31 protein-coding genes and 1 riboswitch are annotated in these 25,369 nt (G+C 65.2%); of the genes, 13 read left to right on the top strand and 18 right to left on the bottom strand.

The genetic code is table 11. The features are described 5' to 3' along the window. Positions 1–16: 16 nt before the first annotated feature. From tolA to LDZ24_RS10975, 5 genes are all read right to left on the bottom strand, one after another. Positions 17–1,111, bottom strand: coding sequence for a cell envelope integrity protein TolA (gene tolA, locus LDZ24_RS10995; RefSeq protein ID WP_248320472.1), 1,095 nt, complete (start codon positions 1,109–1,111; stop codon positions 17–19). Next, positions 1,108–1,551: a protein TolR gene (gene tolR, locus LDZ24_RS10990; RefSeq protein WP_175944941.1), complete on the bottom strand. Its 444-nt coding sequence runs from the start codon at positions 1,549–1,551 to the stop codon at positions 1,108–1,110. Before tolR ends, tolA begins: the two co-directional genes overlap by 4 nt. A gap of 12 nt (positions 1,552–1,563) precedes the next feature. Next, entirely contained in the window at positions 1,564–2,241 is a 678-nt protein-coding gene (tolQ, locus tag LDZ24_RS10985) for a protein TolQ (protein ID WP_175944939.1), read from the bottom strand. Between the two features lie 121 nt (positions 2,242–2,362). Beyond that, entirely contained in the window at positions 2,363–2,833 is a 471-nt protein-coding gene (gene ybgC, locus LDZ24_RS10980) for a tol-pal system-associated acyl-CoA thioesterase (RefSeq protein ID WP_175944937.1), read from the bottom strand. Between the two features lie 126 nt (positions 2,834–2,959). Beyond that, entirely contained in the window at positions 2,960–3,706 is a 747-nt protein-coding gene (locus tag LDZ24_RS10975) for an SDR family NAD(P)-dependent oxidoreductase (protein WP_248320471.1), read from the bottom strand. Between the two features lie 221 nt (positions 3,707–3,927). Continuing rightward, positions 3,928–4,026, top strand: a riboswitch (ZMP/ZTP riboswitch). Between the two features lie 148 nt (positions 4,027–4,174). On the opposite strand from LDZ24_RS10975, the gene glyA reads away from it, so the two are divergent. The 7 genes from glyA to LDZ24_RS10940 all read left to right on the top strand — a co-directional run bounded on the left by glyA (position 4,175) and on the right by LDZ24_RS10940 (position 8,769). Next, a complete protein-coding gene (gene glyA, locus LDZ24_RS10970) occupies positions 4,175–5,422 on the top strand; it encodes a serine hydroxymethyltransferase (protein ID WP_248320470.1) in 1,248 nt (415 codons plus the stop codon). A gap of 30 nt (positions 5,423–5,452) precedes the next feature. After that, positions 5,453–5,935 (top strand): transcriptional regulator NrdR, encoded by a 483-nt coding sequence (nrdR, locus tag LDZ24_RS10965; RefSeq protein ID WP_175944931.1) that lies wholly within the window; start codon positions 5,453–5,455, stop codon positions 5,933–5,935. A 152-nt stretch (positions 5,936–6,087) separates the two neighbouring features. Further along, positions 6,088–6,645 (top strand): GspH/FimT family pseudopilin, encoded by a 558-nt coding sequence (locus LDZ24_RS10960; protein WP_248320469.1) that lies wholly within the window; start codon positions 6,088–6,090, stop codon positions 6,643–6,645. Continuing rightward, the gene (locus tag LDZ24_RS10955; RefSeq protein ID WP_248320468.1) at positions 6,642–7,025 is read left to right on the top strand and encodes a prepilin-type cleavage/methylation domain-containing protein; all 384 of its coding nucleotides are present in this window, start codon (positions 6,642–6,644) and stop codon (positions 7,023–7,025) included. The genes LDZ24_RS10960 and LDZ24_RS10955 overlap by 4 nt, the downstream gene beginning before the upstream one ends. Further along, positions 7,022–7,801: a PilW family protein gene (locus LDZ24_RS10950; RefSeq protein WP_248320467.1), complete on the top strand. Its 780-nt coding sequence runs from the start codon at positions 7,022–7,024 to the stop codon at positions 7,799–7,801. Before LDZ24_RS10955 ends, LDZ24_RS10950 begins: the two co-directional genes overlap by 4 nt. After that, positions 7,798–8,298 carry a pilus assembly PilX N-terminal domain-containing protein gene (locus LDZ24_RS10945; RefSeq protein ID WP_248320466.1) on the top strand — a complete coding sequence of 167 codons (501 nt, stop codon included), beginning with the start codon at positions 7,798–7,800 and terminating at the stop codon, positions 8,296–8,298. Before LDZ24_RS10950 ends, LDZ24_RS10945 begins: the two co-directional genes overlap by 4 nt. Before the next feature lie 12 nt (positions 8,299–8,310). Continuing rightward, positions 8,311–8,769, top strand: a complete 459-nt coding sequence (locus LDZ24_RS10940; protein ID WP_248320465.1) for a type IV pilin protein — start codon at positions 8,311–8,313, stop codon at positions 8,767–8,769. 13 nt (positions 8,770–8,782) lie between these two features. Here LDZ24_RS10940 and LDZ24_RS10935 read toward each other — a convergent pair whose 3' ends face one another. From LDZ24_RS10935 to LDZ24_RS10920, 4 genes are all read right to left on the bottom strand, one after another. Further along, positions 8,783–9,292 carry a DUF3318 domain-containing protein gene (locus LDZ24_RS10935; protein ID WP_248320464.1) on the bottom strand — a complete coding sequence of 170 codons (510 nt, stop codon included), beginning with the start codon at positions 9,290–9,292 and terminating at the stop codon, positions 8,783–8,785. 69 nt (positions 9,293–9,361) lie between these two features. Further along, positions 9,362–9,742, bottom strand: a complete 381-nt coding sequence (locus LDZ24_RS10930; RefSeq protein ID WP_175944917.1) for a phage holin family protein — start codon at positions 9,740–9,742, stop codon at positions 9,362–9,364. Between the two features lie 216 nt (positions 9,743–9,958). Continuing rightward, a complete protein-coding gene (locus LDZ24_RS10925) occupies positions 9,959–10,261 on the bottom strand; it encodes a YqjD family protein (RefSeq protein ID WP_175944915.1) in 303 nt (100 codons plus the stop codon). Between the two features lie 288 nt (positions 10,262–10,549). Then, a complete protein-coding gene (locus LDZ24_RS10920) occupies positions 10,550–11,740 on the bottom strand; it encodes an acyl-CoA dehydrogenase (RefSeq protein ID WP_248320463.1) in 1,191 nt (396 codons plus the stop codon). Between the two features lie 101 nt (positions 11,741–11,841). On the opposite strand from LDZ24_RS10920, the gene LDZ24_RS10915 reads away from it, so the two are divergent. Beyond that, positions 11,842–12,630 carry an IclR family transcriptional regulator gene (locus tag LDZ24_RS10915; protein ID WP_248320462.1) on the top strand — a complete coding sequence of 263 codons (789 nt, stop codon included), beginning with the start codon at positions 11,842–11,844 and terminating at the stop codon, positions 12,628–12,630. A gap of 10 nt (positions 12,631–12,640) precedes the next feature. On the opposite strand, the gene kynA is transcribed toward LDZ24_RS10915, so the two are convergent. Genes kynA through kynB form a run of 3 tightly spaced genes read right to left on the bottom strand, consistent with a single transcriptional unit; the run spans position 12,641 to position 15,432 of the window. Then, positions 12,641–13,516, bottom strand: coding sequence for a tryptophan 2,3-dioxygenase (gene kynA, locus LDZ24_RS10910; protein WP_248320461.1), 876 nt, complete (start codon positions 13,514–13,516; stop codon positions 12,641–12,643). Between the two features lie 11 nt (positions 13,517–13,527). After that, positions 13,528–14,778: a kynureninase gene (gene kynU, locus LDZ24_RS10905; RefSeq protein ID WP_248320460.1), complete on the bottom strand. Its 1,251-nt coding sequence runs from the start codon at positions 14,776–14,778 to the stop codon at positions 13,528–13,530. Positions 14,779–14,805: 27 nt separating this feature from the next. Further along, the gene (kynB, locus tag LDZ24_RS10900; protein ID WP_248320459.1) at positions 14,806–15,432 is read right to left on the bottom strand and encodes an arylformamidase; all 627 of its coding nucleotides are present in this window, start codon (positions 15,430–15,432) and stop codon (positions 14,806–14,808) included. A 131-nt stretch (positions 15,433–15,563) separates the two neighbouring features. On the opposite strand from kynB, the gene LDZ24_RS10895 reads away from it, so the two are divergent. Next, positions 15,564–16,061, top strand: coding sequence for an Lrp/AsnC family transcriptional regulator (locus LDZ24_RS10895; protein ID WP_175944902.1), 498 nt, complete (start codon positions 15,564–15,566; stop codon positions 16,059–16,061). Between the two features lie 7 nt (positions 16,062–16,068). Here the strand turns inward: LDZ24_RS10895 and LDZ24_RS10890 are convergent, their stop codons facing one another. Then, entirely contained in the window at positions 16,069–16,581 is a 513-nt protein-coding gene (locus LDZ24_RS10890) for a flavin reductase family protein (protein ID WP_248320458.1), read from the bottom strand. Between the two features lie 282 nt (positions 16,582–16,863). On the opposite strand from LDZ24_RS10890, the gene msrA reads away from it, so the two are divergent. Beyond that, positions 16,864–17,415 carry a peptide-methionine (S)-S-oxide reductase MsrA gene (msrA, locus tag LDZ24_RS10885; protein ID WP_248320457.1) on the top strand — a complete coding sequence of 184 codons (552 nt, stop codon included), beginning with the start codon at positions 16,864–16,866 and terminating at the stop codon, positions 17,413–17,415. On the opposite strand, the gene LDZ24_RS10880 is transcribed toward msrA, so the two are convergent. The 3 genes from LDZ24_RS10880 to pdxH form a co-directional block, all read right to left on the bottom strand. Beyond that, positions 17,405–18,472: a DUF72 domain-containing protein gene (locus tag LDZ24_RS10880; protein ID WP_248320456.1), complete on the bottom strand. Its 1,068-nt coding sequence runs from the start codon at positions 18,470–18,472 to the stop codon at positions 17,405–17,407. The two genes, msrA and LDZ24_RS10880, sit on opposite strands and share 11 nt — an antisense overlap. Before the next feature lie 8 nt (positions 18,473–18,480). Next, positions 18,481–19,695: a cyclopropane-fatty-acyl-phospholipid synthase family protein gene (locus LDZ24_RS10875; RefSeq protein ID WP_248320455.1), complete on the bottom strand. Its 1,215-nt coding sequence runs from the start codon at positions 19,693–19,695 to the stop codon at positions 18,481–18,483. Between the two features lie 167 nt (positions 19,696–19,862). Next, positions 19,863–20,504 carry a pyridoxamine 5'-phosphate oxidase gene (gene pdxH, locus LDZ24_RS10870; RefSeq protein ID WP_175944894.1) on the bottom strand — a complete coding sequence of 214 codons (642 nt, stop codon included), beginning with the start codon at positions 20,502–20,504 and terminating at the stop codon, positions 19,863–19,865. Between the two features lie 288 nt (positions 20,505–20,792). Here pdxH and LDZ24_RS10865 point away from each other — a divergent pair, with 288 nt between their 5' ends. After that, positions 20,793–21,632 carry a ThiF family adenylyltransferase gene (locus LDZ24_RS10865; protein ID WP_248320454.1) on the top strand — a complete coding sequence of 280 codons (840 nt, stop codon included), beginning with the start codon at positions 20,793–20,795 and terminating at the stop codon, positions 21,630–21,632. Positions 21,633–21,926: 294 nt separating this feature from the next. Here the strand turns inward: LDZ24_RS10865 and trxA are convergent, their stop codons facing one another. Both trxA and LDZ24_RS10855 read right to left on the bottom strand, forming a co-directional pair. Then, positions 21,927–22,775 (bottom strand): thioredoxin, encoded by an 849-nt coding sequence (trxA, locus tag LDZ24_RS10860; RefSeq protein WP_248320453.1) that lies wholly within the window; start codon positions 22,773–22,775, stop codon positions 21,927–21,929. A gap of 95 nt (positions 22,776–22,870) precedes the next feature. After that, positions 22,871–23,770 (bottom strand): pirin family protein, encoded by a 900-nt coding sequence (locus tag LDZ24_RS10855; protein WP_248320452.1) that lies wholly within the window; start codon positions 23,768–23,770, stop codon positions 22,871–22,873. A gap of 195 nt (positions 23,771–23,965) precedes the next feature. On the opposite strand from LDZ24_RS10855, the gene LDZ24_RS10850 reads away from it, so the two are divergent. Next, complete coding sequence (locus tag LDZ24_RS10850; protein ID WP_248320451.1) at positions 23,966–24,265, top strand: hypothetical protein; 300 nt, start codon at positions 23,966–23,968, stop codon at positions 24,263–24,265. A 181-nt stretch (positions 24,266–24,446) separates the two neighbouring features. After that, positions 24,447–25,328: an EamA family transporter gene (locus LDZ24_RS10845; protein WP_248320450.1), complete on the top strand. Its 882-nt coding sequence runs from the start codon at positions 24,447–24,449 to the stop codon at positions 25,326–25,328. Positions 25,329–25,369 lie beyond the last annotated feature (41 nt).

Raw genomic sequence — 25,369 nt, 5'->3', positions numbered from 1 at the left:
TCGCACGCTGGCCGAATCAGCCTCCAGCCGGCCGCAGCGTGATGGTGAAATGATCGGGCGCCTTGCCGTCGACATCGACGGGCATCGGGTCCGAACGCTGCACCGCGCGAAGCGCCGCCTGATCCCATTGCTCGTTGCCGCTCGACCGGCTGATGTTTGCCGAGAGCAGCGTGCCCGACGGCGAACAACGCACCGACACGACGGTTTCGAGTCCAGCGGTCTCACCGGCCCAGACGATGTTCGGCCGCACGCGCCGCTGCACCTTCTCGGCATAGCCGGGCGATGTCGCGTTGCCGCCCGCGCCCCGGCCCGTGCCGCTCTTCGCGAGCCCTTCGCCGCTCGAACTCGTGCCGCCGCCCAACTGGCCTTGCAACGCGGCGAGCCGCGCCCGGCGCTCGGCGTCGACCTTCGCTTTTGCCTCCGCGTCAGCCCTCGCCTTTGCCTGCGCCTTGGCTTTCGCTTCGGCGTCGGCCTTCGCGCGGGCTTCCTTCTGCGCCTGCTGTTGCTCAGCCTTGAGTTGTTCCGCCTTCTGCGCCTCGGCTTGCTGCTGGCGTTCCTTCTCTTGCTGAGCCTTGGCTTGCTGCTGTTGCTTCTGCAGTTCCGCCTGACGCTGCTTCTCGATCTGCTTCTGCTTGTCCTGCATCGCCTTCTGCGCCGCTGCCGCGGCGGCCGCTTGCGCGGCGAGTTGCTGCTGGCGTTTCGCCTCGGCTTCCTGCTGCGCCTGCTGCTGCTCGCGACGCTGCTCGGCAAGCTGCGCCTCGCGCGCGGCGGCTTCCTGCTGCTTGCGCTTCTTCTCCTGCAACGCGATGTCCGCCTGCTCGTCTCTCGCGGGCGGCGGCGCGGGCTGCGCCTTCGCGGGCGCCGGCGGCGGAGGAGCGGGGCGCGGCGTCGGCGCGGACATGTCGGGGATATCGGTCCAGATTTCCGCTTCTGCGCCGGCCGGCGTGTTGTTCTGCCAGTTGATGCCGTGATAGAGCAGCCAGCCGAGCAGCAAATGCATGACGGCCGCGAGCGCGAACGCCTTGCCCGTGCCTCGCTCGCGCCGCGGACGGATGGGCCGCGCGGAACGCGCGCGCGCCTGCTGGGGCTGGCCGGTGCGACGATCGATCATTGCGATTTGACGAGCAGTCCAACGCGCTTCACGCCGCGCGCTTTCATATCGGACATCACGTCCATGACGACTTCATACTTCACCGTCTTGTCAGCCGCGATCACGACCGGCTGATCCGGATGCGACTCCTGACGATTGAGCACGAATGCGTTGAGATCGCCCTTCGTCATTTTCTGCTCTTGCGTGGCGCCGCCTTCTTCCTTGTAGCGCACGTTCATGCTGCCGTCCGCCTTGATGTTGATGACAAGCGGCGGCTGCTGTTCCTGCGGCTGCGCATTGCCGACGGTCGGCAGATTGATGATCGAAGGCGACACGAGCGGCGCGGTCACCATGAAGATGACGAGCAGCACGAGCATCACGTCGATATACGGCACGACGTTGATGTCGGCCATTGCGCGGCGCGAGCTGCCGCGCATGCTGGAACGGATCGGGCCTGCCATCGCGGACTCCTGTTAGTGCGCCTGACGCTGCAAGATGTTCGAGAACTCTTCGATGAAGGTCTCGAAGCGGATCGCCAGACGGTCGATGTCGTGCGCGTAGCGGTTGTACGCGACCACGGCGGGAATTGCGGCGAACAGGCCGATCGCGGTGGCGACGAGCGCCTCGGCGATGCCCGGCGCGACGTTCGCGAGCGTCGCCTGTTGCACGTTGGCGAGACCCCGGAAGGAATTCATGATGCCCCAGACCGTGCCGAACAAACCGATATACGGACTCACCGAGCCGACCGACGCGAGGAACGCGAGGTTCGCTTCCAGCACATCCATTTCGCGCTGGAACGCGGCGCGCATCGCGCGGCGGGAGCCGTCGAGAATCGCGCTCGGATCGGTGATGCGGCGCTCCTTGCCCTTCAGGAATTCGCGCATGCCCGACTCGAAGATACGCTCGAGCGCGCCGATGGTGTGACGGTTATTCGCCGCGCTCTGATACAGCGCCTGGAGGTCGCCGCCCGACCAGAAATCGCGTTCGAAGCGCTCCGTCTGCGCACGCGCGCGGCGAATGGCGAACCACTTGCGGAAGATGAAGGTCCACGACAGAAGCGACAGAACCAGCAAGAGCGCCATCACGGCCTGCGCGAGCACGCTGGCATGGACGACGAGAGATACGATCGACAGGTCTTGTGTATTGTTCATAAAGGTCCGCTGTTACTTCCCGGAAAACGGCGTCCGGTCGGAGCGTCAGGCTTTCGTGAATGAGATGTGAACGGAACGAAAGCCGCGCCTTTGCCGGCTCTTTCTCGATTGTCTTGCGCTGCTAACCACGGCTGAATCCGCCATGCGGCGCGATGGGTGCATCGGCTGACTGCGCCGCAGGAGGGCCGCGCCGGAGTCCGTCGAGGACGGCTGCCGGAATGCCGGCGGGCCGGATGGATGCGCGATCCACCGACGCCACGCGAATCTCGCCGCTCGCGAGCAGCACGCCGTCGCGCCACGCTTCCTGATGAAAGTCCACCGACGCGCGCCCGAGCCGCTCGATACGGCTGACGACGCGGATCACGTCGTCGAGACGCGCGGGCGCTGAATAATCGACGGACGTCCTTTTCACGACGAACACGATGCCGTCCGATTCCGCGAGGCGTTGCTGGTCGATGCCGCAGGCGCGCAGCCATTCGGTACGCGCGCGCTCGAAGAACTTCAGGTAATTCGCGTAGAAAACGATGCCGCCGGCGTCGGTGTCCTCGTAGTACACGCGAATCGGCCATTCGAAAACGGACGGATTGCTCACCTGCGCGCCGCCCCGCTTGCGCCGGGCCTTCTCAGACCGCTGCGGCTCGCTTTTTGACAGATATTCATCCGCGGCATTTTACCGGAACCCGCTCAGTGCTCGCCAAATCCTCAGGCAGTTTGCCGCTCAGCCGCGGTGAATTTGCAACGGTCCGAACGTCTGCGCGACCGGCATCAGTTCGATCGTGTTGATGTTCACGTGCGCCGGCCGCGTGGCGATCCAGTAGATCGTGTCCGCGATGTCCTCGGCCGTGAGCGGCTGCACGTCCTTGTAGACGGACGCGGCCTTGTCGTCGTCGCCCTTGAAGCGCACGTTGGAGAACTCGGTCCCGCCGCACAAACCGGGCTCGATATCCGTCACGCGCAATGCGGTGCCCGCGAGATCGGCGCGCAGGTTCAGGCTGAACTGCCGCACGAACGCCTTGGTCGCGCCGTAGACGTTGCCGCCTGGATACGGATAAGTACCCGCCACCGAGCCGAGATTGAACACGTGGCCGCGATTGCGCTCGACCATGCCCGGCAGAACGGCATGCGTGACGGCGACGAGACCGGCGCAGTTCGTGTCGATCATGTTCTTCCAGTCGTCGAAGTTCGCGCGTTGCGCGGGCTCGAGACCGAGCGCGAGGCCGGCGTTGTTCACGAGCACGTCGATCTGCGCAAAGCCGTCAGGCAGCGATGCGATCGCGTTTCGCACGGCGCTCTCGTCGCGCACGTCGATTTCGACGGGCAACAAGGCGTCGCCGAGTTCCTTCGACAGCGCGTCGAGGCGTTCCTTGCGACGCGCCGCCGCGACGACGCGATGGCCGCCCTTGACGAAAGCGCGCGCGATGGCGGCGCCGAAGCCGGCTGACGCGCCGGTGACGAAGACGATCATGGTCGAGCTCCGATTGGAGATAAGCGATAGGCCGAACCGGGCGGCGCGCGGGCACGCATCCGGCAACGGCGCAAAGGGTACTTCCATTGATGCCAGGCGGCAAGCGACCGCGCACGCGAACGACCGTGCTTCCGGGCGCAGCCACGCACCGCAAAAGAGGCTCGCGGAGGGCCCCGGAGGCCGGTTGCCTAAAGCCCGGCCGCCCATTAAACTACAACGCTCAAACCCCGCGTGACTGGCGATAGAATCTTCGGATTCAAGGTGGAACGACCCACTAGGAAGCGCGGAGCGTCGTTTTGCCGTTCGCCTGGGCAGCTGAGATCCGCGCGCCGTCGCTGCGTTGCCGGTGGCTGTCCGTTCCGCGAAACCGGATTCTTCCCTCATCCGCCGCGTCTGGACTTCATCGGTGTCCAGCCTTTCGTGCGCCCGCGCGATCCGGTCAACCTGTTTTGATCTCACGGAAAACGTATGTTCGACAGAGCCGAAAGTACCCTTGCCAAAGTCGATCCCGAATTGCTCAAGGCCATCGAGCAGGAAAACCGCCGACAGGAAGAGCACATCGAGCTGATCGCCTCGGAAAACTACACGAGCCCGGCCGTCATGGCCGCGCAGGGTTCGCAACTCACGAACAAATACGCGGAAGGCTACCCGGGCAAGCGCTATTACGGCGGTTGCGAGTACGTGGATATCGTCGAGCAGCTGGCCATCGACCGCGTGAAGCAACTTTTCGGCGCCGAAGCCGCGAACGTGCAGCCGAACTCCGGCTCGCAGGCGAATCAGGGCGTGTTCTTCGCCGTCCTGAAGCCGGGCGACACGATCATGGGCATGAGCCTCGCGGAAGGCGGGCACCTCACGCACGGCTCGCCGGTGAACATGTCGGGCAAGTGGTTCAACGTCGTGAGCTACGGCCTGAACGAAGCCGAAGACATCGATTACGAAAGGACCGAGGCGCTCGCCAAGGAACATAAGCCGAAGCTGATCGTCGCGGGCGCGTCGGCGTTCGCGCTGCGCATCGACTTCGAGCGTCTTTCGAAGATCGCGAAGAGCGTCGGCGCTTACTTCATGGTCGACATGGCGCATTACGCCGGTCTCGTCGCCGCGGGCCTGTATCCGAACCCGGTGCCGCATGCGGACTTCGTCACGACGACCACGCACAAGAGCCTGCGCGGCCCGCGCGGCGGCGTCATCCTGATGAAGGCGGAATTCGAGAAGCAGATCAATTCGGCCATCTTCCCCGGCATTCAGGGCGGCCCGCTGATGCACGTGATCGCCGCCAAGGCCGTCGCATTCAAGGAAGCCCTCGCGCCCGAGTTCAAGGCGTATCAGCAAGCCGTGATCGACAACGCTCGCGTGCTGGCCGAGACGCTCGTCAAGCGCGGACTGCGTATCGTGTCGGGCCGCACCGAAAGCCACGTGATGCTGGTCGACCTGCGCGCGAAGAAGATCACGGGCAAGGCCGCGGAAGCCGCGCTCGGCGCCGCGCACATCACGGTGAACAAGAACGCGATTCCGAACGATCCGGAAAAGCCGTTCGTCACGAGCGGCGTGCGTCTCGGTTCGCCCGCCATGACCACGCGCGGCTTCGGCGTGAAGGAAGCCGAAATCGTCGGCAACCTGATCGCGGACGTGCTGGACAATCCGGAAGACCAGTCGACCATCGAGCGCGTGCGCGCCCAAGTGGCCGATCTGACCAAGCGTTTCCCGGTCTACCGTTAATCCTCTAGCCCAGTCCCGAGACACGCCGCGATGCGCTGCCCGTTCTGCCGACACGAAGACACTCAGGTCGTCGATTCCCGCGTGTCGGAGGACGGCGCGGCCATCCGGCGGCGTCGGCGCTGTCCTGCGTGCGACAAGCGTTTCACCACGTACGAGCGCGTGGAGCTTGCGCTGCCGTCCGTCGTCAAGAAAGACGGCAGCCGCACCGAGTTCGACCGGCGCAAGATCGTCGCCAGCATGAAGCTCGCGCTGCGCAAGCGCCCGGTCGCGGCCGACGCCATCGACGCAGCCGTTGCGCGCATCGAATATCAGCTGCTCGGCAGCGGCGAGCGCGAAGTGCAGAGCGAGCGTCTCGGCGAGCTCGTGATGAACGAATTGCGCCAGCTCGACACCATCGCCTACGTGCGGTTCGCCTCCGTCTACAAACGCTTCGAGGACGTTTCCGAGTTCGAAGACGTGCTCGAGGAATTCCGCCGCGCCGCGCCCAAGAAATCCGCTTCCCGTAAGCGTTGATTCGTTCCGCATTCGCCCTCCGCAAGGTTTTCTCGCATTCCCGCGCCTAGTCTGCCGCCCGAAAAGCGACCTGAACACTAGGCCGTTCGGCTAATGGCGGCGCGCGTCGCTTCCCGATAGATTCAGCATTCTTCAACTCGAATCGTTCAGGGATGCAGATGAATCGCGTTCACTTACCCGGCTTCAGCGGCTTCACGCTGGTCGAACTGTGCGTCGTGCTGGCCGTCATGGCGATCATCGCGACCTTCTCGGCGCCGTCGTTCTTCGCCTGGCAGATGCGCGATCAGGTCGATGCCCGGGCGCGCTCGTTCTTTTCGACGCTTTCGCTCGCGCGGGCCGAAGCACTGCGGCGCGGCGCGCGCGTCACGCTCTGCCGCATCGACGCCGCGCGTCACTGCCTCGCATCCGGCAAAGGCTGTGATGGCGGCATCACGGACTGGTCTTGCGGCTGGGCGCTTTTCGTCGATCGCGACGGCGTTCCGGCGCTGCTGCGCGTTGAACCGGCCATGTCTTCCATCGCCATCGCGGGCGCGGCCACCGATCTTTCGTTCACGCCGCCGTCGGGGCAGGTGATCGGCGGCTTTCGCAGCTTCGACTTTTCCCAGCGCGGCGCCGATCCCGCTGGCAATCCCGCAGCCCGCCGCTGCATTCGCATCGCGGCGGGCGGGCGGCCGCGCATCACGCAGGGCGGCTGCGGAGCATCGGCATGAAGACGACGCAAAGCGGCGATTCGCTGATGGAAGTGATGATCGCGCTGGCGCTCGCTGCCGTGACGGCGCTCGGAATCGTCGCGGTGCAAAGCGCGCTCGCGAGGGGCGAGCGGCTCGCGTTGCTGCGCGAGCGCGCGACGCTCATCGCCGATTCGGTCGCGGAAGGCATTCGCAGCGATGCGGATCGCGCGGCGGTCCTGTCGCAATGGCAGGCGATAGCGTCCTCGACCTTGCCGGATGGCGATGTCGCGGTGCTCGATCGCGCAGACGGCGTGCGTGTCGCGACCGTCAGCTGGCACGCCGACGACCGCGCCGATCCGTGCCCCGAGCCGCAAGCGAAGCCGCTCGCGTCGTGCATTGCCTTGGCGTTCGCGCGATGACGCCGCGTTCTTTTCCCGCGCGCGGCCACACGCTCGTCGAACTCGCGATATCGCTCGCGCTCGGCATGTTGATCGTGCTGGCCATGCTGTCTCTGTATCGCGGTCAGCGCGCGGCGTTCGACCGCGCCACCGACGCCGCGCGCATGCACGACGCCGGCGTGTCCGCGCTCGACCTCATCGCCCAGCAGATGCAGATGGCGGGCTTCGGGGCAACGCGCGCCGATGCCACGCTATTCGGCTGCTCGCAGGCGCGCGTGGTCGGCGCGGATACGGCGGCGTCCTGCGAGTCGCTGACGAGCCGGTCCGACGGCGTGCAGGTGCGCTATGCAGCCGACACGGTTTCGACGTGGCCGACATCGGCGGGCGCCCCGACGGATTGCATCGGCCAGTCGGTGGCGGATGCCTTCGTCGGCAACCGCTTGTATGCGAAGGCCAGCGCCTCAACGGGCGAGCCGGAACTGTATTGCGAGGGCAGTGGCAAGCAGGCGCAGCCGCTGGTCGAAGGCATCGAGCGCATTCGGGTTTTGTACTGGCTGGCGGGCGCGTCGAGCGCGGTGGATGCTTCCGCGATCCCGCGCGACCGTTGGCCCGACGTTCGCGCCGCCGACGTGTGCGTGCTCGTCCGAGGCTTCGCGGCCGCGAGGCAGCGCCGCACGAACTACGTGGATTGCACCGGCGCGCCTGCCGTCGCCGACGATGCGCGCATGCATCAGGCGTTCTGGCGTCGCGTGCAGATTCGCAATGTAGCTTCGGCGAATCAGGGAGGCGCGGCATGAACCGTCGCGCGTTGTCTCGCGGCACGGCGCTGCCCATTGTCCTGCTACTCGCGGCGATCATCCTCGTCACGGCGAGCGCATGGCTGCAAACGTCGCTCGTGGCGGCGCGCACGACCGTCGCGGCGCGCGAGCGCGTGCAGGCGTTCCATGCGGCGGACAGCGCGCTCATCCGATGCAGCCACATGCTGTCGGCGGCGTTGCCGGCGATAGGAGCGGTCGATCAGGAGCCGGCACGCTGGCGGCTGAAAGCGTCGTTCGAAGGCGCGTCGGCGCTCGCAGTCGCGCCGTACGCGTCGTGGCCTTACGCTATGCGTCCGCCCCAATGCCTGATCGAGACGTGGTCGCGCTCCGGTCAGTCGTCGGCGACCTCGTATCTGATCACGGCGCGCGGTTTCGGCGCGACGTCGCAGACCGAAGCCTGGCTGCAACTGCGCATCGATTCGACGAACGGCACCGTCACGCAACAATGGCGGCGCGTCGCGGGGAAACCATTCTAAGGAGGACCAAGGATGAGCAAACTGAGATCAAGCGCGGGCTTCAGCCTGCTAGAACTCATGATCGCGCTAGGCGTCGCGGCGATCATCGCGACGTTCGCCATTCCTGCGTATCAGTCGCATATCGCGAAAGCGCATCGGCTGGACGCGGCTGCCGCGCTGTTCAAGGCGGTGCAGTCCGTGGAAAGCGCGCGGCTGTCCCAGACCGGAGCGGGCACCGTTGCGCTGAGCGCGGGCATCGACCAGGCGCCGTCGGGCGGAACGGCCGTCTACCGGCTCACGCTCTTGCCCGAGTCCGCGACCAACGGCGGTTATACGATCGAAGCGGCACCCGTGTCGCCCGGTCCGATGGAGGCCGACGCATGCGGCGTGTTCACCATCGACGCGACCGGCTCGCGCTCGAATCGGCTGATGGATGGCGCAGCGGCGCTCGACGCGGCCAGATCGGCCGCGTGCTGGACGGGCAAGGGATGATGCGGCTATGCGACTAGAAAACGGTCGGATCGACGGCGTCGGTGGACGTTTCCACGCTCGTGGCTTTCATCTGTTGCCAGATGCGCCAGCCTTCCCATGCGGCCAGCCCGAGACCGCCCCATTTGATGAGCGGCTTCGCGCCGCGCAACAGGCGAGTGCGCACCGGCTTTGTCAACAGCAGCGAAGCGAGCGATCCGACCACCGGATACTGCTTGAACAGGAAGCTGAACTTGCCCGCGCCGCCGCGGCCGAGCAGCGAATCCAGCGCGCCGGCGATGGTGCCACGCGGCGATGTATTGCGGATGCCACGTCGCGCAGGGCGGCTTCCTGGCACCAGCATGCCGATGAGCGGCAGATGCGCGACGTTATCGCGCAATTCGTGCGTGGCCTGCCGCAGTTCCATGCGTTCGACATCCGCGCGCGCAAGCAGCAATTCCTTGCGCAGCGTGCGCATGCCGGGCGTGCGAAGCTGCTGCTGAACTTCCTGCTTGGCTGCGCTGGAGGTGGCGTCGTTATGGCTCATGATCGAACGGGCAAGTGAGTTTCGCGTGGAAAGAATGGGATCGCGTTCAAAGGCGCCGCGCCGCGGCGCTTAGTTGAACATGTCGCGGTCCTTGCGGAACTGGTCGAGCGTGTCGTCGAACAGATGCGGGGCATCGCTCAACTTGCCGCGCGCGCGCAGGCCGCATCCGATGGCGAGCACCGCGTACAGCAGCGTGATGCCGCCGAGCGCCTGCCAACGATAGGTATCCCAAAAGAATATGGCGATGAGCACTGTCAGCGAGATCAGCGCCATCATGGCGAGCAGCATGGCCGCGAGCCCGAGGAAGAGCACGCCGATCAGCCTGACTTTTTCTTCCTGCAACTCGATGCCGATCAGTTCCAGCCGGGTCTCGAAGATGGCGAAGGCGGAACTCACAATGCGGCGCAAGGGTCCGGGGGACGAATCGCGCGGTAGCCGTTCTGTCGTCATGGTTTGGGTGCGAGAGCGCGTTGGGTGCCGCTTGATGATTTCCCGGCCGATGCACGAAGCAAGGAGCCGGCGCGAAAGTCGAGCCGCGCGCCGGATAAATGCGTCGCAGTTCGAACTGATTCGATCCCGGAGGACCGCATCGGTTACGGATTTAGCAAGCCTCGGGCCATTGCGGCGAAAAAAATGCTGCCCGCGCGTGCGGGCAGCATGGAACGACTACTTACGATTGATGAGCAGACCGATCACCATGCCGATGCCCGCCGCGATTCCGATGGACGCCCACGGATGCTCGTGGACGTAATCGTCGGTGGCGCGCGCCGCTTTACGGCCACGCTCGACCACGACGACTTGCGCGTCGGCGGCTTTTTCCTTGGCTTGTTTCAGGCGCGACATGGCGCTTTCGCGCAGCTCGGAAGCGCGCTCGCCCGTGGCGGCAGCGGCTTGCTTGAGCAGGTCTTCGGCGTCAGCGAGAACGGTTTTGATATCCGACATGAATCGCTCCTTATTGGTATCTGACATTGAAAGCTCCATCGGTGGGGCTACGGGCATCGTAACCAAAGATGCCATCGCTGACGAGGAGGCTTTGCTGCAGCGGCTTGCAGATGCAGGTTCCGTTCCAGTCGCTTGCCGCCGTGGCGCTGCGGGCGGGCCGCTCGCTTGTGCCGGCCTCCTGTCCAACATGGAGACGATCTGGCCCGTAAAAGTTTCAGCGGCGCATCGAAAGTTACAAAACGGCTGCGGGCCCGCATCAACGAAAAAGGCCGGTCGTGCCAGGACCGGCCTTGTCGCGAATCGGGGCCTGCGCGTTTAGAAGAACGCCTGAATGCCGGTCTGCGCGCGCCCGAGAATCAGCGCGTGGATGTCGTGCGTGCCTTCATACGTGTTGACCACTTCAAGATTCACGAGATGCCGCGCCACGCCGAACTCGTCCGAAATGCCGTTGCCGCCCAGCATGTCGCGCGCAAGCCGGGCGATCTCTAGCGCCTTGCCACAGGAATTGCGCTTCATGATCGACGTGATCTCGACGGCCGCCGTCCCTTCGTCCTTCATGCGGCCGAGGCGCAGCACGCCTTGCAGCCCGAGCGTGATTTCGGTTTGCATGTCGGCCAGCTTCTTCTGAATCAGCTGATTGGCGGCAAGCGGGCGACCGAACTGCTTGCGATCGAGCGTGTATTGCCGCGCCGTATGCCAGCACGCTTCGGCTGCGCCGAGCGCGCCCCACGAGATGCCGTAGCGCGCCGAGTTGAGACACGTGAAGGGCCCCTTGAGCCCGCGCACGTTCGGCAGCAGGTTGTCCTCCGGCACGAACACGTCGTCCATCACGATTTCGCCGGTGATCGACGCGCGCAGTCCGACCTTGCCGTGAATCGCGGGCGCCGAAAGCCCCTTCCAGCCTTTCTCGAGGATGAAGCCGCGAATCTCATCGCGACCGTCTTCTTCGAGCTTCGCCCAGACGACGAACACGTCCGCGATCGGCGAGTTGGAGATCCACATCTTTGCGCCGGACAGCGAATAGCCGTCGGGCACTTTCTTCGCGCGCGTCGTCATGCTGGCCGGGTCCGAGCCCGCGTTCGGCTCCGTCAGTCCGAAGCAGCCGATCCACTCGCCACGCCCGAGCTTCGGCAGATACTTTTGCTTCTGCGCCTCGCTGCCGAACGCGTGAATCGGCACCATGACGAGCGACGATTGCACCGACATCATCGACCGGTAGCCGGAATCCACGCGCTCGACTTCCCGCGCGATCAGCCCGTAGCTCACGTAGTTGAGCCCCGGCCCGCCGTACTGCTCCGGAATCGTCGGGCCGAGCAGGCCAAGTTCGCCCATCTCGCGAAAGATGGCCGGATCCGTCTTTTCCTCGCGGAACGCCTGCATCACGCGCGGTTGCAACTTGTCCTGCGCGTAAGCGCGCGCCGCGTCGCGCACCATGCGTTCTTCTTCGGTCAATTGCTGATCCAGAAGCAGCGGATCTTCCCAGTTGAAGCGGGCGGCGTCGGCCATCGCGTTCTCCTCAAGTCGTGGAAAGCGCCATCGCGCGGCGCTTGACGTTGGTTCCGCTGTGCGAAACAATGTTCTGAAATGAACTCTCAGTTTAGCATTCGATGCAAGCCGATTCCAACTCATACGCCACTGCAAAAACGCCGCCCGAAGGCATCGACGAGCGGCGGTTCGTGGTCGCGCTCGCACGCGGTCTCGATATGTTGCGCGCGTTTCGGCCGGGCGACACGCTGCTCGCCAACCGCGATTTCGTCGAGCGGACCGGATTGCCGAAGGCGACCGTCAATCGGCTCGCGTACACGCTCGCGACGCTCGGCTATCTGCGTTTCGACGAGGCCGCCGGCAAATACGCGCTCGACACCGGCGTGCTGTCGCTGGGATTCGCGCTGCTCGCGGGCGCGGACACGCTCGAACTTGCGCGGCCGCACATGCGCGCGCTCGCGCGCGAGATCGGCGCGGCGGTGTCGCTTGGCTGCCGCGACGGGCTCGACATGATTTATCTCGAAACGATCCGCAGCGAGACGGCGCTGACGCTCGGGCTTGCGCCCGGCTCGCGCCTTTCGATGCTCACGAGCTCGATGGGCCGCGCCTATCTGGCGGTGCAGGAGCCGGCCGCGCGGGCGGCGTTATTGGAAGAGTTGGGAAGAGCGGAGGGCGCGGCGCGCGTTGCGGCCGCCGAGCGCGCGATCGAGGACTTCGCCCGCGACGGCTGCTGCTACTCGTTCCGCGAATGGCATGACGACGTCAACGCGATCGCCGCGCCGTTTCGCGACGAGCGCAATGGCCGCTGGCTTGTGTTGAGCAGCAGCGGCCCGGCATCGTCGATGGACGAAGCGTATTTCCGCGAAACCATCGGCCCAAAACTGCGGGCGCTGGCCGCGCGGCTCGCGTGAAGGTGAACGCTCAGAGGAGCGTGCGCACGTGCCAAAGCTCCGGAAACAACACGACGTCGAGCATCTTGCGCAGATACGATGCACCCGCCGTGCCGCCCGTGCCCTGCTTGAAGCCGATGATCCGCTCGACCGTGGTCACATGGCGAAAGCGCCACTGACGGAACGCGTCTTCGAGATCGACGAGTTCTTCCGCCATTTCATACAGTTCCCAATGCTTCGACGGCTCGCGATACACCGCGAGCCACGCGGCTTCGACTGACGCGTCGTGCGTGGTCGGCTGCGTCCAGTCGCGTTCGAGGCGCGCGGGATCGATCTCGAAACCGCGTCGCGCGAGCAGGCGAATCACTTCGTCATAAAAAGAGGGCGCTTCGAGCGTCGCCCGCACCTCGCCGAGAATGTCCGGCCGATGCGCGTGGGGCTTGAGCATCTGCGCGTTCTTGTTGCCGAGCATGAACTCGATCTGCCGATACTGATGCGACTGAAACCCCGACGACGCGCCCAGATACGGCCGCATCGCGGTGTACTCTGAAGGCGTCATTGTCGCGAGCACGTTCCACGCTTGCACGAGCTGCTCGAAGATGCGCGACACGCGCGCGAGCATCTTAAACGCGGGCGGCAGTTCATCGCGATGCACCGCGCCGAGCGCCGCGCGCAGTTCGTAGAGCGCGAGCTTCATCCATAGCTCGCTCGTCTGATGCTGCACGATGAACAGCATCTCGTTGTGATCCGGCGAGAGCGGATGCTGCGCGGTCAGAATCGAATCGAGGCCGAGATAGTCGCCATAGCTCATCGAATCCGAGAAATCGAGCCGCGCGTCGTGCCAGCCGTCTTTCTCTTGCGCCGCCGTCGTGCCGTGGCCGAACGGACAACCCTTGGTTTCGCTCATCATCTCAGTCCTCAGGTCACCGACGCGCGTTCGGCGAACTCCGGCGCGCGCCAGCTTTCGGTCGCGAGCACGTCGCGCAGCACCTCGACCGCATCCCACACATCGACGAAACGCGTGTAGAGCGGCGTGAAGCCGAAGCGCAGAATGCCCGGCTCGCGATAGTCGCCGATCACGCCGCGCGCAATCAGCGCCTGCATCACTTCGTAGCCGTGCGGATGCTCGAAGCTCACCTGCGAGCCACGTCGTGCGTGATCGCGCGGCGTCGCGAGCGTGAGCGGAAAGCCGCCGCACCGCGCCTCGACCAGCGCGATGAACGCATCGCCGAGCGCGAGCGACTTGCGCCGCAGCGCCTGCATGTCGGTTTGCAGGAACACGTCGAGCCCGCATTCGACGAGCGCCATCGAAACGATCGGCTGGGTGCCGCACAGAAAGCGGCCGATGCCGTCGTCCGGGCGATACACCGGGTCCATCTCGAACGGCTTCTTATGGCCCCACCAGCCGGAAAGCGGCTGCGAGAACGCGTTCTGGTGACGCTTCGGCACCCAGACGAAGCCGGGCGATCCCGGGCCGCCGTTCAGATACTTGTACGTGCAGCCGACCGCATAGTCCGCGCCGACGCCGTTGAGATCCACCGGCACCGCGCCCGCCGAATGCGCGAGATCCCACACCGCGAGCGCGCCCGCGCGATGAATCGTCTCGGTCAGCGCGGCCATGTCGTGCATGGCGCCGGTGCGGTAGTTGACGTGCGTGATCATCGCGACGGCCGTGTCTTCGTCGATCGCGGCGGGCAGGTCGGCGGCATCGTCGACGAGACGCAGTTCATATCCGCGATCCAGCTGCTCGATCAAACCCTGCGCGATGTACAGATCGCTCGGGAAGTTCGAGCGTTCCGAGACGATCACGCGGCGCTTCGGGTCGCGCTCGTTCGCGAGTTTCAGTGCGGCGGAAAGCACCTTGAAGAGATTCGCGGAAATCGTGTCCGTCACGACGACTTCATCTTCTTCTGCGCCGATCAGCGAACTCAGCTTGTTGCCGAGGCGCTTCGGCAGCGCGAACCAGCCCGCCGTGTTCCAGCTTCGGATCAGCCCATGGCCCCATTCGCTGCCGATCACGCTCGCGGCGCGCGCGGCGGCGGCTTTCGGCGGCACGCCGAGCGAATTGCCGTCGAGATAGATGACACCGTCGGCAAGGGAGAACTGGTCGCGCAGGCGGGCGAGCGGGTCGTCGCGGTCGAGGGCGGCGGCGTCGTCACGAGATTTCATCGAAAAGTCCATGTGTTCGGGGAAGATTCAGGGTAGCGGGCGCAGGACGGCGCGCACGGGGCTTGCATCGAGCGTCGAGAACTTGAGCGGAAGCGCGATCAGTTCGTAGTCGCCGGGCGCGACGGCATCGAGCACGAGTCCTTCGAGAATCGCAATGCCGTGCGCGCGAATGCGGCGGTGCGCGTCCATCGTCTTCGATTCCTGCGGATCGAGCGACGGCGTGTCGATGCCGACGAGCTTCACGCCTTTCGCCGCCAGCAGGTCGATGGTTTGCGGCGCAACGGCGCAAAACGCGCTGTCCCATGCGTCGAGCGGCGCGCGGTCATACGTGCGGATGAGGACGCGCGGCGGCGCGTCGTCGAGGTGCGCCGCGATCATCTCCGGCGTCACGACGGGCGAAGCGCCGATGCAATGCACGACGCGGCACGCGCCGATGTACGTCTCTAGCGCGACCTCGCCGATGGCTGCGCCGTGTTCGTCGTAGTGCAGCGGCGCGTCGGCATGCGCGCCGGTGTGCGGCGAAAGCGTGACGCGCGCGACGTTCACCGGCGAGCCCGCTTCCATCCGCCAGACGCGCTCGATGCCGACAGGCGTGTCGCCCGGCCAGACCGGCGTCGCGGCGGCGATCGGCGGCGAGATGTCGATGAGCGTCATGGCGGCCTAGCAGAGAGCGGGGAGATGCGTCAAATCATAGCCGCGTTATCTTGAAAAGTGATTGCAAAATAACCACCCAAAAGGTTTGTGGCTAGAACATAATTCGAGGAAACGGGCTAGGAGACTCAAAAGTGACCGGATTCACGCTCGATGCAACGGATTGCCGAATTCTGGCGGTGCTGCAGGAAGATGGACGGATCAGCAACCTGGACCTCGCGGAGCGCATTTCGCTGTCGCCTTCCGCGTGCTTGCGGCGCATGCGCCTGCTCGAAGAGGAGGGCGTGATCGCGAGTTATCGCGCGTGTCTGGACCGCGAGCGGCTGGGCATCGAACTGGAGGCGTTCGTGCACGTCTCCATGCGCAACGATCAGGAGAACTGGCACGAGAAGTTTGCAGCGGCGGTACGCGAGTGGCCGGAAGTGGTCGGCGCGTTCGTCGTCACCGGCGACACGCATTACGTGCTGCGCGTGCTGGCGCACAATCTCAAGCACTACTCCGATTTCATTCTGACGAAGCTGTACAAGGCGCCGGGCGTGATCGACATCCGCTCGAATATCGTGCTGCAAACCATGAAGGACGATGCGGGCGTGCCGGTCGCGCTCATCGAGCAGCCGGCGCGCGGCGCCTGAGCCGGCGTTATTCCAGCGGCCCGAGCGAGTGGAAGCGGCCCGCCTGAAAGACGAGCGGCGCAATCTCCGACGCGTCTTCGCGCACGCCGCAGCGTTCCACTTCGCCGACGAAGATCATGTGATCGCCTTCGTCGTAGCGGCTGCGGTTGTGGCATTCGAACCAGGCGAGCGCGCCGTCCAGCACCGGCATGCCGCTGTCGCCCGCCGCGTGCGAGACGCCCGCGAAGCGGTCGCCCTTCACCGTCGCGAAGCGCCGGCACAGGTCCAGTTGCGAAGCGGCCAGCACGTTGATGACGTAGTGACTGTTCGCGCGAAACACGGGCATGGAGGCCGAGCGGGTCGCGAGACTCCACAGCACGAGCGGCGGATCCAGCGAAACGGAATTGAACGAGCTCGCCGTGATGCCGATCAACTGGCCGGAATCCGTGCGCGTGGTGATGACGGTGACGCCTGTCGCAAACTGGCCGAGCGCGGCGCGGAACGCGGTGGGATCGAAGTTCGGAGTTCTGGCGCGTTTCATCGGGCAAGTGGGCGATCGAATAGGTCTTTTGGCACCGAACAGGCCGAGTGTCGTGCTGAATGTCGCGCTCGAGTCGGACGAACCTTTTTTGAAGCCATGTAAAAGCTGGAGATTGACTCGATTCTAGCGGAATCGGCTGCTTCGAGCCGCCATAAGCCAGTACGGGCAATGTGGGCAACGCCGCTTTGCAAAAGCCGGTAAGCTCGGCGGCATTGAATAAGCGGCTTCGCGCATCAATATGGATGGTCCGCGGCGTGGCCGCTGCACTTGAGAGGAGCAGGCATGAACCAGCAAGCGAGACTCGAAACCGCGACGCTCGGCGGCGGTTGTTTCTGGTGCACCGAAGCCGTGTTTCTGGCGGTGGAGGGCGTGCAGTCCGTCGAATCCGGCTACGCGGGCGGCCAGGTGGCGAATCCGTCGTACGAGCAGGTGTGCGACGGCGATACCGGGCACGCGGAAGTCGTGAAGGTCGTGTTCGATCCCGAGGTCATCGGTTATCGCGAGATTCTCGAAATCTTCTTCGCGACGCATGATCCGACGCAGCTCAACCGTCAGGGCAACGACGTCGGCACGCAGTATCGCTCGGCCGTGTTCACGCATTCGGACGAGCAGCGCAGGATCGCGCAGGAAGTCATCGACGAACTGCGGCGCGAAGACGTCTACGGCGGCAAGATCGTGACCGAAGTGACGCCGCTACGCGACGACTACTATCCGGCCGAGGCGTATCACCAGAACTTCTTCGCGCAGCATCCGAATCAGGGTTATTGCGCGGCGGTCGTCGGGCCGAAGGTCGCGAAGTTTCGCAAGAAGTTCGCGCATCGCCTCAAGGCGTGACGGCGCGCGGGCCGGACTGCGCGCGCTCGCAACGCTCTGCGATGCCGCGCGCCAGTTCGAAGCACGTCAACGGGGCGGAGCCTTCCGCCTTGTTGTTCACCGCGATGACCACCGGCTGGCCCGCGAAGGCGTAACGCGCGGCCAGTTCCGCGAGCGCCTCGCGCGTCTCGCGGTCTTCATCGACGATTCTGTCGAACGGTTCGTACTTGGCCTTCGCCTGTTCATAGCGAAAGCCGCTGTGCAAACTCCAGCGCACGACGAGCGGTCCCATTTCTTCCTCATCCAGCAGCGCCAGCGCCTTCGCCTGACGGCGCACGTCCGGCATGCGCGCGTGCACGCCGATGCAGTAGCGCACGTTCGCGTCGCGCAGCGCCCGGATGAAGCGCGGCGTCAGCATGACCGCGTCGCGCAACTCGACCGCATAACACGCTTCGCCTTCTAGCGGCGGCAACGCGGCGAGGAACGACGCGAGCCGCTCGACGAAGCGCGACGGGTCCACGATCATCGCGTCGGGCAGCGGCGGGAACTGGAAGACGAGCGCGCCGGCCTTCGCCCCGAGGCCGCTCAGACACGGCGCGACGAACTCGTCGATGGCTATTTGCGCGTTCAGAAAAGCGGGATTGTCAGCGCCGGGCAAGCCGCGCTCGCCGCGAATAAATGCGTCCGTGACCGAAGCGGGCGCCTTCACGATGAACCGGAAGTGCGCCGGCACCTGCGACGCGTACCGCGCGTATTGCGCGACCGATACCGGACCGTAAAACGACCGGTCGATGGACACGCCACGCAACAGCGGATGCGCGGCGTAGGCGGCGAGGCCATCGCGCGAAAGCGTGCTGTTCGCGTACGCGTCGCCGTACACGATGCCTTGCCAGCCTGGAAACGACCACGTCGACGTGCCGAGATGCACGCTCGCCGGCAGCCGCTTCGCGATGTCTTCGTGTTCGCGCTTCAACGGCGCGGGCAGCACGCCGCGCGGCTTCGAAACGACCGCAGGCTCGGGCGCGCCGAACAGATCGCACTGTTCGTCGTCGCCCGCGCCTGCATCGATGGCGGACACTTCCCGGCTCAGAGCGGCTTCTCGTAGATATAGCGCCGCGACCACGGCAGCGTCTTCGCGCTGCGGCCCGCCTTGCGGCAAATCACCTGATAGAGCGACACGTCGTCGTTCTCGAACGCGTACGCGCAGCCGGCGAGATACACGCGCCAGATGCGGAATTTCTCGTCGTCCACGAGCTTGCGCGCTTCTTCGGCATGCGCCTCGAAGTTCTCGGCCCAGATATCGAGCGTACGCGCGTAATGGCGGCGCAGGCTTTCGACATCGACCGCTTCGAGCCCGCCGCGCTGCATGCTCTCCAGCGCGAGGCTGATATGCGGTAGCTCGCCGTCCGGAAACACGTATTTATCGATGAACTCGCCGCCGCCGAGCGACGTCTCGCCGCTATCCGCATCCGACGACGTGATGCCGTGGTTCATCGCGATGCCGTCATCGACGAGCAGTTCACGCATCTTCGCGAAGTAGCCCGGCAGATTCTTGCGCCCGACGTGCTCGAACATGCCGACGCTCGTGATGCGGTCGAACTGGCCTTCCACGTCGCGATAGTCTTGCAGGCGGATCTCGATCTGGCCTTCCAGGCCGGCGTCCTTCACGCGCTGCGTCGCGAGCTTGAACTGGTTCTCGGAGAGCGTCACGCCCACGCACTTCGCGCCGAATTTCTGCGCCGCGCGAATGACGAGCGCGCCCCAGCCGCAGCCGATGTCGAGCAGCCGATGCCCCGGCTGCACCTGAATCTTCGTGAGAATGTGGTCGATTTTCTTGATCTGCGCGGTGTCGAGGTCTTCATCGCCGTTTTCGAAGTACGCGCAGGAATACACCATGTTCTTGTCGAGCCAGAGCTGGTAGAACTCGTTCGACACGTCGTAGTGATACTGAATGGCCTTCTTGTCCGACGCCTTCGAGTGATTGAAGTAGCGTCGCACGCGGGCGAGCTTGCTCGCATTCGTCACCGTGCTTTTCGCGAGCGAATAGCCGATGTTGATGATGTCCGAGAGCTTGCCCTCGATATCGATCTTGCCTTTGACATACGCCTCGCCCAGATTGTCGAGGCTCGGCTCCAGCAGATACGGCAGCGCGGTCGCGCTTTTCACATGCAGCGTCACGGCAGGCGCGGCAAAGCGGCCGAAGTCGTGTTGCTGTCCGTCCCACAACACGAGGCGCGCGGGCAAGTTGGCTTGCTCGCGGACTTCCTCGACCCACTGCGTCAGCTTCTTCTCCCAGAACATGCTTGTTTCTCCGCGCTAAGAAAATCAAGGTGGAAGGCGTGACGCCTTCATGTTCGTCTGCCGTGTTGCTGCGCCGGCTTATTGTCTGCGCGCCGCGTGAGCGCGGCGCGCTTTACGTTGTGCTTACAATTCGTGCGTGTGTCGTGGTGCGCGAAGCGTGGGGCTCTTTACGGCGCCAGCCGCGTGATGCGCCACGGGGCATCGGCGCCTTCGCGCGTATAAACCATGCGATCGTGCAGCCGCGACGGCCGCCCTTGCCAGAACTCGATGGTGTCCGGCACGAGCCGGTAGCCGCCCCAGTGCGGCGGGCGCGGCGGCGCGTCGCCGAATTTCGCCATCATCTCGCGCTCGCGCGCTTCGAGTGCCTCGCGGCTTGCGAGCGGCTGACTCTGGTCCGACGCCCATGCGCCGATGCGCGAGCCGAGCGGACGCGAGGCGTAGTATGCGTCGCTCTCTTCGGCGCTCGTCTTCACGACCATGCCTTCGATACGCACCTGCCGCTCGAGCTCGATCCAGTGAAAGAGCAGGCTCGCGGCCGGATTGGCGGCCAACTCGCGGCCCTTGCGGCTCTCGTAATTAGTGAAGAACACGAAACCGCGTTCGTCGACACCCTTGATCAGTACGATACGCGCCGACGGACGGCCCTCTGCGTTCACAGTGGCGAGCGTCATCGCGTTGGGTTCGGGCAGCTTCGCGTCGAGCGCCTGGGCGAACCATGCTTCGAACTGGCGCACGGGGTTCGGGTCGATGTCCGCGGCGTCGAGCGCGCCGCGGGAATAGTTTTTACGAAGGTCTGCGAGGGTCGTCATGTTATGCGAACGCTACAGTCGCGTCAGTATAGCCAAGGTGAAACGTTCTTGCCCTGATTAAGGAATTCGCGCAATGACGCGTGTCAAAGCCGGCGCTTTCCAGGTCAGGCAATGATGCGGAGATTCGGCGCGCCTATCACGCCTTCCGTTTCGATAAGGCAGAATACGCAATTCAGCCGGATTTTGCATGAAGGGACTGCCAACTTTTGTGCAACCGACAGCCGCGCGTAAGCCTTGTCGCGCGGTCCTCGCCGGCAAGCCGCTTCGTTTTCATCTGCTCCGAGCGCCATGACCCCAACCGATGCCACCGCCACGCTTCCCGTTGAAGACACCGTCGATCGCGAACGGCGCTTCGGCGGCATCGCGCGTCTCTATGGCCCGAGCGCGCTCGCGGCGTTCCAGCGCGCGCATGTCGCGGTGATCGGCATCGGCGGCGTAGGCTCGTGGGTCGCGGAAGCGCTGGCGCGCAGCGCGGTCGGCACGCTGACGCTGATCGATCTCGACAACGTCGCGGAGAGCAACACCAACCGCCAGATTCACGCGCTCGACGGCAACTACGGCAAGGCGAAAGTCACCGCGATGGCCGAGCGCATCAAGCTCATCGATCCGGCGTGCGACGTCCGGCAGATCGAAGACTTCGTGGAGCCTGGCAATTTCGACGCGACGCTCGGCGGCGGCTTCGACTTCGTGGTAGATGCCATCGACAGCGTGCGCACCAAGACCGCGCTGATTGCGTGGTGCGTCGCGCGCAAGCAGCCGCTCATCACGGTGGGCGGCGCGGGCGGGCAGCTCGATCCGACGCGCATCCGTATCGACGATCTTGCGCTCACCATTCAGGACCCGCTGCTTTCCAAAGTACGCGGCCAGTTGCGCAAGCAGCACGGGTTTCCGCGCGGACCGAAGGCGCGTTTCAAGGTGAGCGCGGTGTATTCGGACGAGCCGCTCATCTACCCCGATTCGCCGGCGTGCGACATCAGCGAGGGCGCGGAGCATCTCGAAACCGCTTCGGGCTACGCCGGCCCGGTCGGTCTCAATTGCGCGGGCTTCGGGTCGAGCGTGTGCGTGACCGCGAGTTTCGGCTTCGCGGCTGCGGCGTTCGTGCTGCGCGAACTGGCGAAAGCTTCCTGATCGAACAAACGATCACGGCTAGATTGCGCGGGGGGGTCAGGTGAAGCGTGTGCGTGACCGCCAGCTTCGGCTTCGCGGCGGCGTTCGTGTTGCGCGAACTGGCGAAGCGTTCCTGATCAAAGAAACGACAACGGCCAGATCGCGCGGGCTTCGGGTAAAGCGTGCGTGACCGCGAGCTTCGGCTTTGCGGCGGCGGCGTTCGTGCTGCGCGAACTGGCGAAGGTTTCCTGATCGAACAAACGACAACGGCCAGCCTTTAGGGGCTGGCCGTTGCGTCTTTCTGCTTCGCTGTTTTCAGTTTATCGCCGCGCTCAACCTGCGTCGCCAGTACGACACGAGATCCGGCTGATTCGACGCAAGCTCGAACACGGAAAGCATCGTCTTGCGGCCGACGTCGTCCATGAAGCTGCGATCGCGCTCGACGATCGCGAGCAAGTGCTCCAGCGCGCCGGCATAGTCGCGCCCCGCGATCAGGCGGTTCGCGAGCGCAAAACGCGCCTCCAGATCGTCGGGGTTCGCGTTCACCGCGTCGATCAGCGCGTCGGCGGGCGGCAGCGCGGCGGCGGCTTCGGCGGCGTCGATCTCGGTCTTCAGCGCGTTGTAGCGCGCGTCGATGCCTTGCGTCGTCTTCGGCGAAAGCAGCTTGTCCTCGGCCTTCGCGTCCTCGATGCGCCGTTCCGCGAGCAGCCATTCGATCAGGTCGAGCCGTGCCTCGTCGTAGCCGGGATCGAGCGCGAGCGCGGCCTTGATGCGGTCGATCGCTTCCTTGCGATTGCCGAGCGCCCACGCGTTATGCGCGGCGCGGCGTTCGGTGTCGGCGCCGCCCGGCACGAGCTTGTCGAGAAAAGCGCGCAACTGGCCTTCGGGCAGCACGCCGATGAACTGGTCGATCGGCCGGCCTTCCGCGAACGCGATCACATGCGGAATGCTGCGCACCTGAAAGTGCTGCGCGAGTTCCTGATTCTCGTCGACGTTCACCTTGACGAGCTTCCACGCGCCGCCGGCTTCCGCTTCGAGGCGTTCGAGCATCGGGCCTAGCGTCTTGCACGGGCCGCACCACGGCGCCCAGAAGTCGACGAGCACGGGGGCGAGCATCGACGCGTTGATGACGTCGTTCTCGAATGTGGCAAGGGTCGTATCCATGCGTTTCTCCTCAAACTTGCGAGCTATCCTGAAATGTCAGATGGGGACGATCCGCGCGTGTCTCAATGCTTGGGTCCGCGTCGGCGCCGCAGGTCTCATGCCTCCGGCGCGCGCTCTTCGCGGCGCGGCGGCGGCAGCGGGATGAATTCGGTTTCGCCCGGCACCTCGCCCATGCGCTGCTCGCTCCACGCGCGCTTCGCGGCTTCTATCTTGTCCCGGGAACTGGACACGAAGTTCCATTCGATGAAGCGCGCGCCGTCGAGCGGTGCGCCGCCGAGCAGCATCACGACGGCGCCGTTCGCGCTCGCGAGCGTCGCGGGAACGCCCGGCGCGAGCACCGCCATCTGCTGCGCGGGCAGGCTTTCGCCGTCGATCGTGAGGTCGCCATCGACGAGATACACGCCGCGTTCCTCGTGCTCCGTATCGAGCGTCAGTTCGCGGCCGGCCGCGAAGTGCGCCGCGACGTAGAGCGTCGGCGAGAACGTTCGGGTCGGGGCGGTCGCGCCGAACGCCGTGCCCGCGATCACGCGCAGCGTGACGCCCGCGCGCTCGATCTGCGGCAGCGTCGCCGCCGCGTGATGCTCGAACGACGGCTCCACTTCCTCGCTCGCGACCGGCAGCGCCACCCACGTCTGAATGCCGTGCATCGTCTGGCCGGCGGCGCGCTCTTCGTCGGGCGTGCGTTCCGAATGCACGATGCCGCGCCCGGCTGTCATCCAGTTCACGTCGCCGGGAACGATCTTCTGCACCGAACCGACGCTATCGCGGTGCATGATCGCGCCGTCGAACAGATACGTGACCGTCGCGAGCCCGATATGCGGATGCGGACGCACGTCGAGGCCCTTGCCGGGCACGAGGGTTGCGGGTCCGATATGGTCGAAAAAAATGAAGGGTCCGACGGTGCGCGCGGCGAGCGCGGGAAGGACGCGTCTCACCATGAGGCCGCCGACGTCGTGTTGATGAGGTTTCAACTGCGCGCGGATCGTCGAGGACATGGCAGGTCACCGGAAGGTAGAGGCGGGCGTCGGAATGGCGCACCAGAACCGCCGATTCTACCGGCGGCCGCAGACAGGCGCTCGTCCGGCGGTTCGGCGCGCGCTCAACCCTTCACCGTTCCGTGCGGTCGCCACCGGCCGCGCATTTTGAAGCATGCGTGCAGCTTTGCGCACTCTTGATAGGAGAGGGAAACAATGAGCAAGAACAAGCTGTTGATCGCCATCGCCGCGGGCCTTTTCACCGCCACTGCCGCTACCGGCGCGCTGGCACAGACTTCGTCGGGCAACTCGTCGGCCGCGATGGGCGGCAATTCGGGCGCGGCCGCACAGGGCGATGCCTCGACCGGCGCAGGCGGCGGCTCCGACATGGGCACGACCACGACCAAGAAGCACCGGTCGCACCGGCATACGGGCCATGCGTCGGCCGGCACTAAGAAGACGCCTGCCGTCGAAACCGGCAACAACGCGGCTGCGGAATCCGGCCAGAGCAAGTAAGCGTCCGGCCGCGGCCTTCGTCAGCCGCCGAGCGCCCACGCCCTCGAAACGGGCGCGGGCGCTTTTTCGTTGTGCGCTTCCTAAAACCACGTTGAGCGCAGTTTTTCACAATCCTTCGCAGATTCGCTTCGCTACACTCGTCCGATCGCTCGCATAGCGTGCACGGAACAGGGGAGCGGCGATGTCGCCAAAGGATTTGCTGATAGCCACGGTGGTTATTTTTGCTTGGGGCGTGAACTTCGTCGTCATCAAGCTCGGGCTGCATGGCGTCCCGCCGATGCTGCTCGGCGCGCTGCGCTTCGCGCTCGCCGCGACGCCCGTGTTCTTCGTCAAGCGCCCGCAGATTCCGCTGCGCTGGCTCTTCGCGTACGGCCTCACTATTTCACTCGGACAGTTCGCGCTGCTGTTCTACGGCATGTATGTCGGCATGCCGGCCGGGCTCGCGTCGCTGGTGCTTCAGGCGCAGGCGTTCTTCACGCTGATCTTCGCCGCGATGTTCCTCGGCGAGCGCATTCGCGCAGCGAACGTCATGGGCTTGCTGATCGCGGCGGCCGGTCTCGCGCTGATCGGCATGCGAGGCGGCCACGCGATGACGCTCACCGGCTTTCTGTTCACGCTCGGCGCGTCCGCGATGTGGGCGCTCGGCAACGTCGCGACCAAGCGCATGGGCAAGGTCGATCTGCTGTCGCTCGTCGTGTGGGCGAGCCTCATTCCGCCGATTCCGTTTCTCGTGCTGTCGCTGATTTTCGAAGGACCGGCGCGCATTGAATCGAGTCTCGCGGCCATTCCGATGGTGTCGGTGCTCGCCGTCTGCTATCTCTCGTTTATTGCGACGATCGTCGGCTACAGCCTGTGGGGCAAGCTGCTCGCGCGGTATCCGGCGGCGCAGGTCGCGCCGTTTTCGCTGCTGGTGCCGGTGATCGGACTGGCGTCGGCCGCGGTGTTTCTCGGCGAGGCGTTGAACGGCACGCAACTGGCGGGCGCGGCGCTCGTCATGGCGGGGCTGGCGGTGAACGTGTTCGGCGGACGGCTCGTGCAGCGGTTCCTGCCCGCGGCGCGCTGACCGAAGCCGCGCGCGCCGTCTCGCCGAACGCTAAAGCTCTG

It is taken from the genome of Caballeronia sp. Sq4a, assembly GCF_023170545.1.
Taxonomy (GTDB): Bacteria; Pseudomonadota; Gammaproteobacteria; order Burkholderiales; family Burkholderiaceae; genus Caballeronia.
The sequence above is the reverse complement of the archived record's forward strand: the minus strand, read 5'-3'. Positions and strand labels throughout refer to the sequence as shown.

What these genes read in the sequence shown, in the direction of transcription:
- tolA (WP_248320472.1), bottom strand. Translation starts at nt 1,111, where the DNA reads ATGATCGATCGTCGCACCGGCCAGCCCCAGCAGGCGCGCGCGCGTTCC.
- tolR (WP_175944941.1), bottom strand. Translation starts at nt 1,551, where the DNA reads ATGGCAGGCCCGATCCGTTCCAGCATGCGCGGCAGCTCGCGCCGCGCA.
- tolQ (WP_175944939.1), bottom strand. Translation starts at nt 2,241, where the DNA reads ATGAACAATACACAAGACCTGTCGATCGTATCTCTCGTCGTCCATGCC.
- LDZ24_RS10975 (WP_248320471.1), bottom strand. Translation starts at nt 3,706, where the DNA reads ATGATCGTCTTCGTCACCGGCGCGTCAGCCGGCTTCGGCGCCGCCATC.
- glyA (WP_248320470.1), top strand. Translation starts at nt 4,175, where the DNA reads ATGTTCGACAGAGCCGAAAGTACCCTTGCCAAAGTCGATCCCGAATTG.
- nrdR (WP_175944931.1), top strand. Translation starts at nt 5,453, where the DNA reads ATGCGCTGCCCGTTCTGCCGACACGAAGACACTCAGGTCGTCGATTCC.
- LDZ24_RS10960 (WP_248320469.1), top strand. Translation starts at nt 6,088, where the DNA reads ATGCAGATGAATCGCGTTCACTTACCCGGCTTCAGCGGCTTCACGCTG.
- LDZ24_RS10955 (WP_248320468.1), top strand. Translation starts at nt 6,642, where the DNA reads ATGAAGACGACGCAAAGCGGCGATTCGCTGATGGAAGTGATGATCGCG.
- LDZ24_RS10950 (WP_248320467.1), top strand. Translation starts at nt 7,022, where the DNA reads ATGACGCCGCGTTCTTTTCCCGCGCGCGGCCACACGCTCGTCGAACTC.
- LDZ24_RS10945 (WP_248320466.1), top strand. Translation starts at nt 7,798, where the DNA reads ATGAACCGTCGCGCGTTGTCTCGCGGCACGGCGCTGCCCATTGTCCTG.
- LDZ24_RS10940 (WP_248320465.1), top strand. Translation starts at nt 8,311, where the DNA reads ATGAGCAAACTGAGATCAAGCGCGGGCTTCAGCCTGCTAGAACTCATG.
- LDZ24_RS10935 (WP_248320464.1), bottom strand. Translation starts at nt 9,292, where the DNA reads ATGAGCCATAACGACGCCACCTCCAGCGCAGCCAAGCAGGAAGTTCAG.
- LDZ24_RS10930 (WP_175944917.1), bottom strand. Translation starts at nt 9,742, where the DNA reads ATGACGACAGAACGGCTACCGCGCGATTCGTCCCCCGGACCCTTGCGC.
- LDZ24_RS10925 (WP_175944915.1), bottom strand. Translation starts at nt 10,261, where the DNA reads ATGTCAGATACCAATAAGGAGCGATTCATGTCGGATATCAAAACCGTT.
- LDZ24_RS10920 (WP_248320463.1), bottom strand. Translation starts at nt 11,740, where the DNA reads ATGGCCGACGCCGCCCGCTTCAACTGGGAAGATCCGCTGCTTCTGGAT.
- LDZ24_RS10915 (WP_248320462.1), top strand. Translation starts at nt 11,842, where the DNA reads ATGCAAGCCGATTCCAACTCATACGCCACTGCAAAAACGCCGCCCGAA.
- kynA (WP_248320461.1), bottom strand. Translation starts at nt 13,516, where the DNA reads ATGAGCGAAACCAAGGGTTGTCCGTTCGGCCACGGCACGACGGCGGCG.
- kynU (WP_248320460.1), bottom strand. Translation starts at nt 14,778, where the DNA reads ATGAAATCTCGTGACGACGCCGCCGCCCTCGACCGCGACGACCCGCTC.
- kynB (WP_248320459.1), bottom strand. Translation starts at nt 15,432, where the DNA reads ATGACGCTCATCGACATCTCGCCGCCGATCGCCGCCGCGACGCCGGTC.
- LDZ24_RS10890 (WP_248320458.1), bottom strand. Translation starts at nt 16,581, where the DNA reads ATGAAACGCGCCAGAACTCCGAACTTCGATCCCACCGCGTTCCGCGCC.
- msrA (WP_248320457.1), top strand. Translation starts at nt 16,864, where the DNA reads ATGAACCAGCAAGCGAGACTCGAAACCGCGACGCTCGGCGGCGGTTGT.
- LDZ24_RS10875 (WP_248320455.1), bottom strand. Translation starts at nt 19,695, where the DNA reads ATGTTCTGGGAGAAGAAGCTGACGCAGTGGGTCGAGGAAGTCCGCGAG.
- pdxH (WP_175944894.1), bottom strand. Translation starts at nt 20,504, where the DNA reads ATGACGACCCTCGCAGACCTTCGTAAAAACTATTCCCGCGGCGCGCTC.
- LDZ24_RS10865 (WP_248320454.1), top strand. Translation starts at nt 20,793, where the DNA reads ATGACCCCAACCGATGCCACCGCCACGCTTCCCGTTGAAGACACCGTC.
- trxA (WP_248320453.1), bottom strand. Translation starts at nt 22,775, where the DNA reads ATGGATACGACCCTTGCCACATTCGAGAACGACGTCATCAACGCGTCG.
- LDZ24_RS10855 (WP_248320452.1), bottom strand. Translation starts at nt 23,770, where the DNA reads ATGTCCTCGACGATCCGCGCGCAGTTGAAACCTCATCAACACGACGTC.
- LDZ24_RS10850 (WP_248320451.1), top strand. Translation starts at nt 23,966, where the DNA reads ATGAGCAAGAACAAGCTGTTGATCGCCATCGCCGCGGGCCTTTTCACC.
- LDZ24_RS10845 (WP_248320450.1), top strand. Translation starts at nt 24,447, where the DNA reads ATGTCGCCAAAGGATTTGCTGATAGCCACGGTGGTTATTTTTGCTTGG.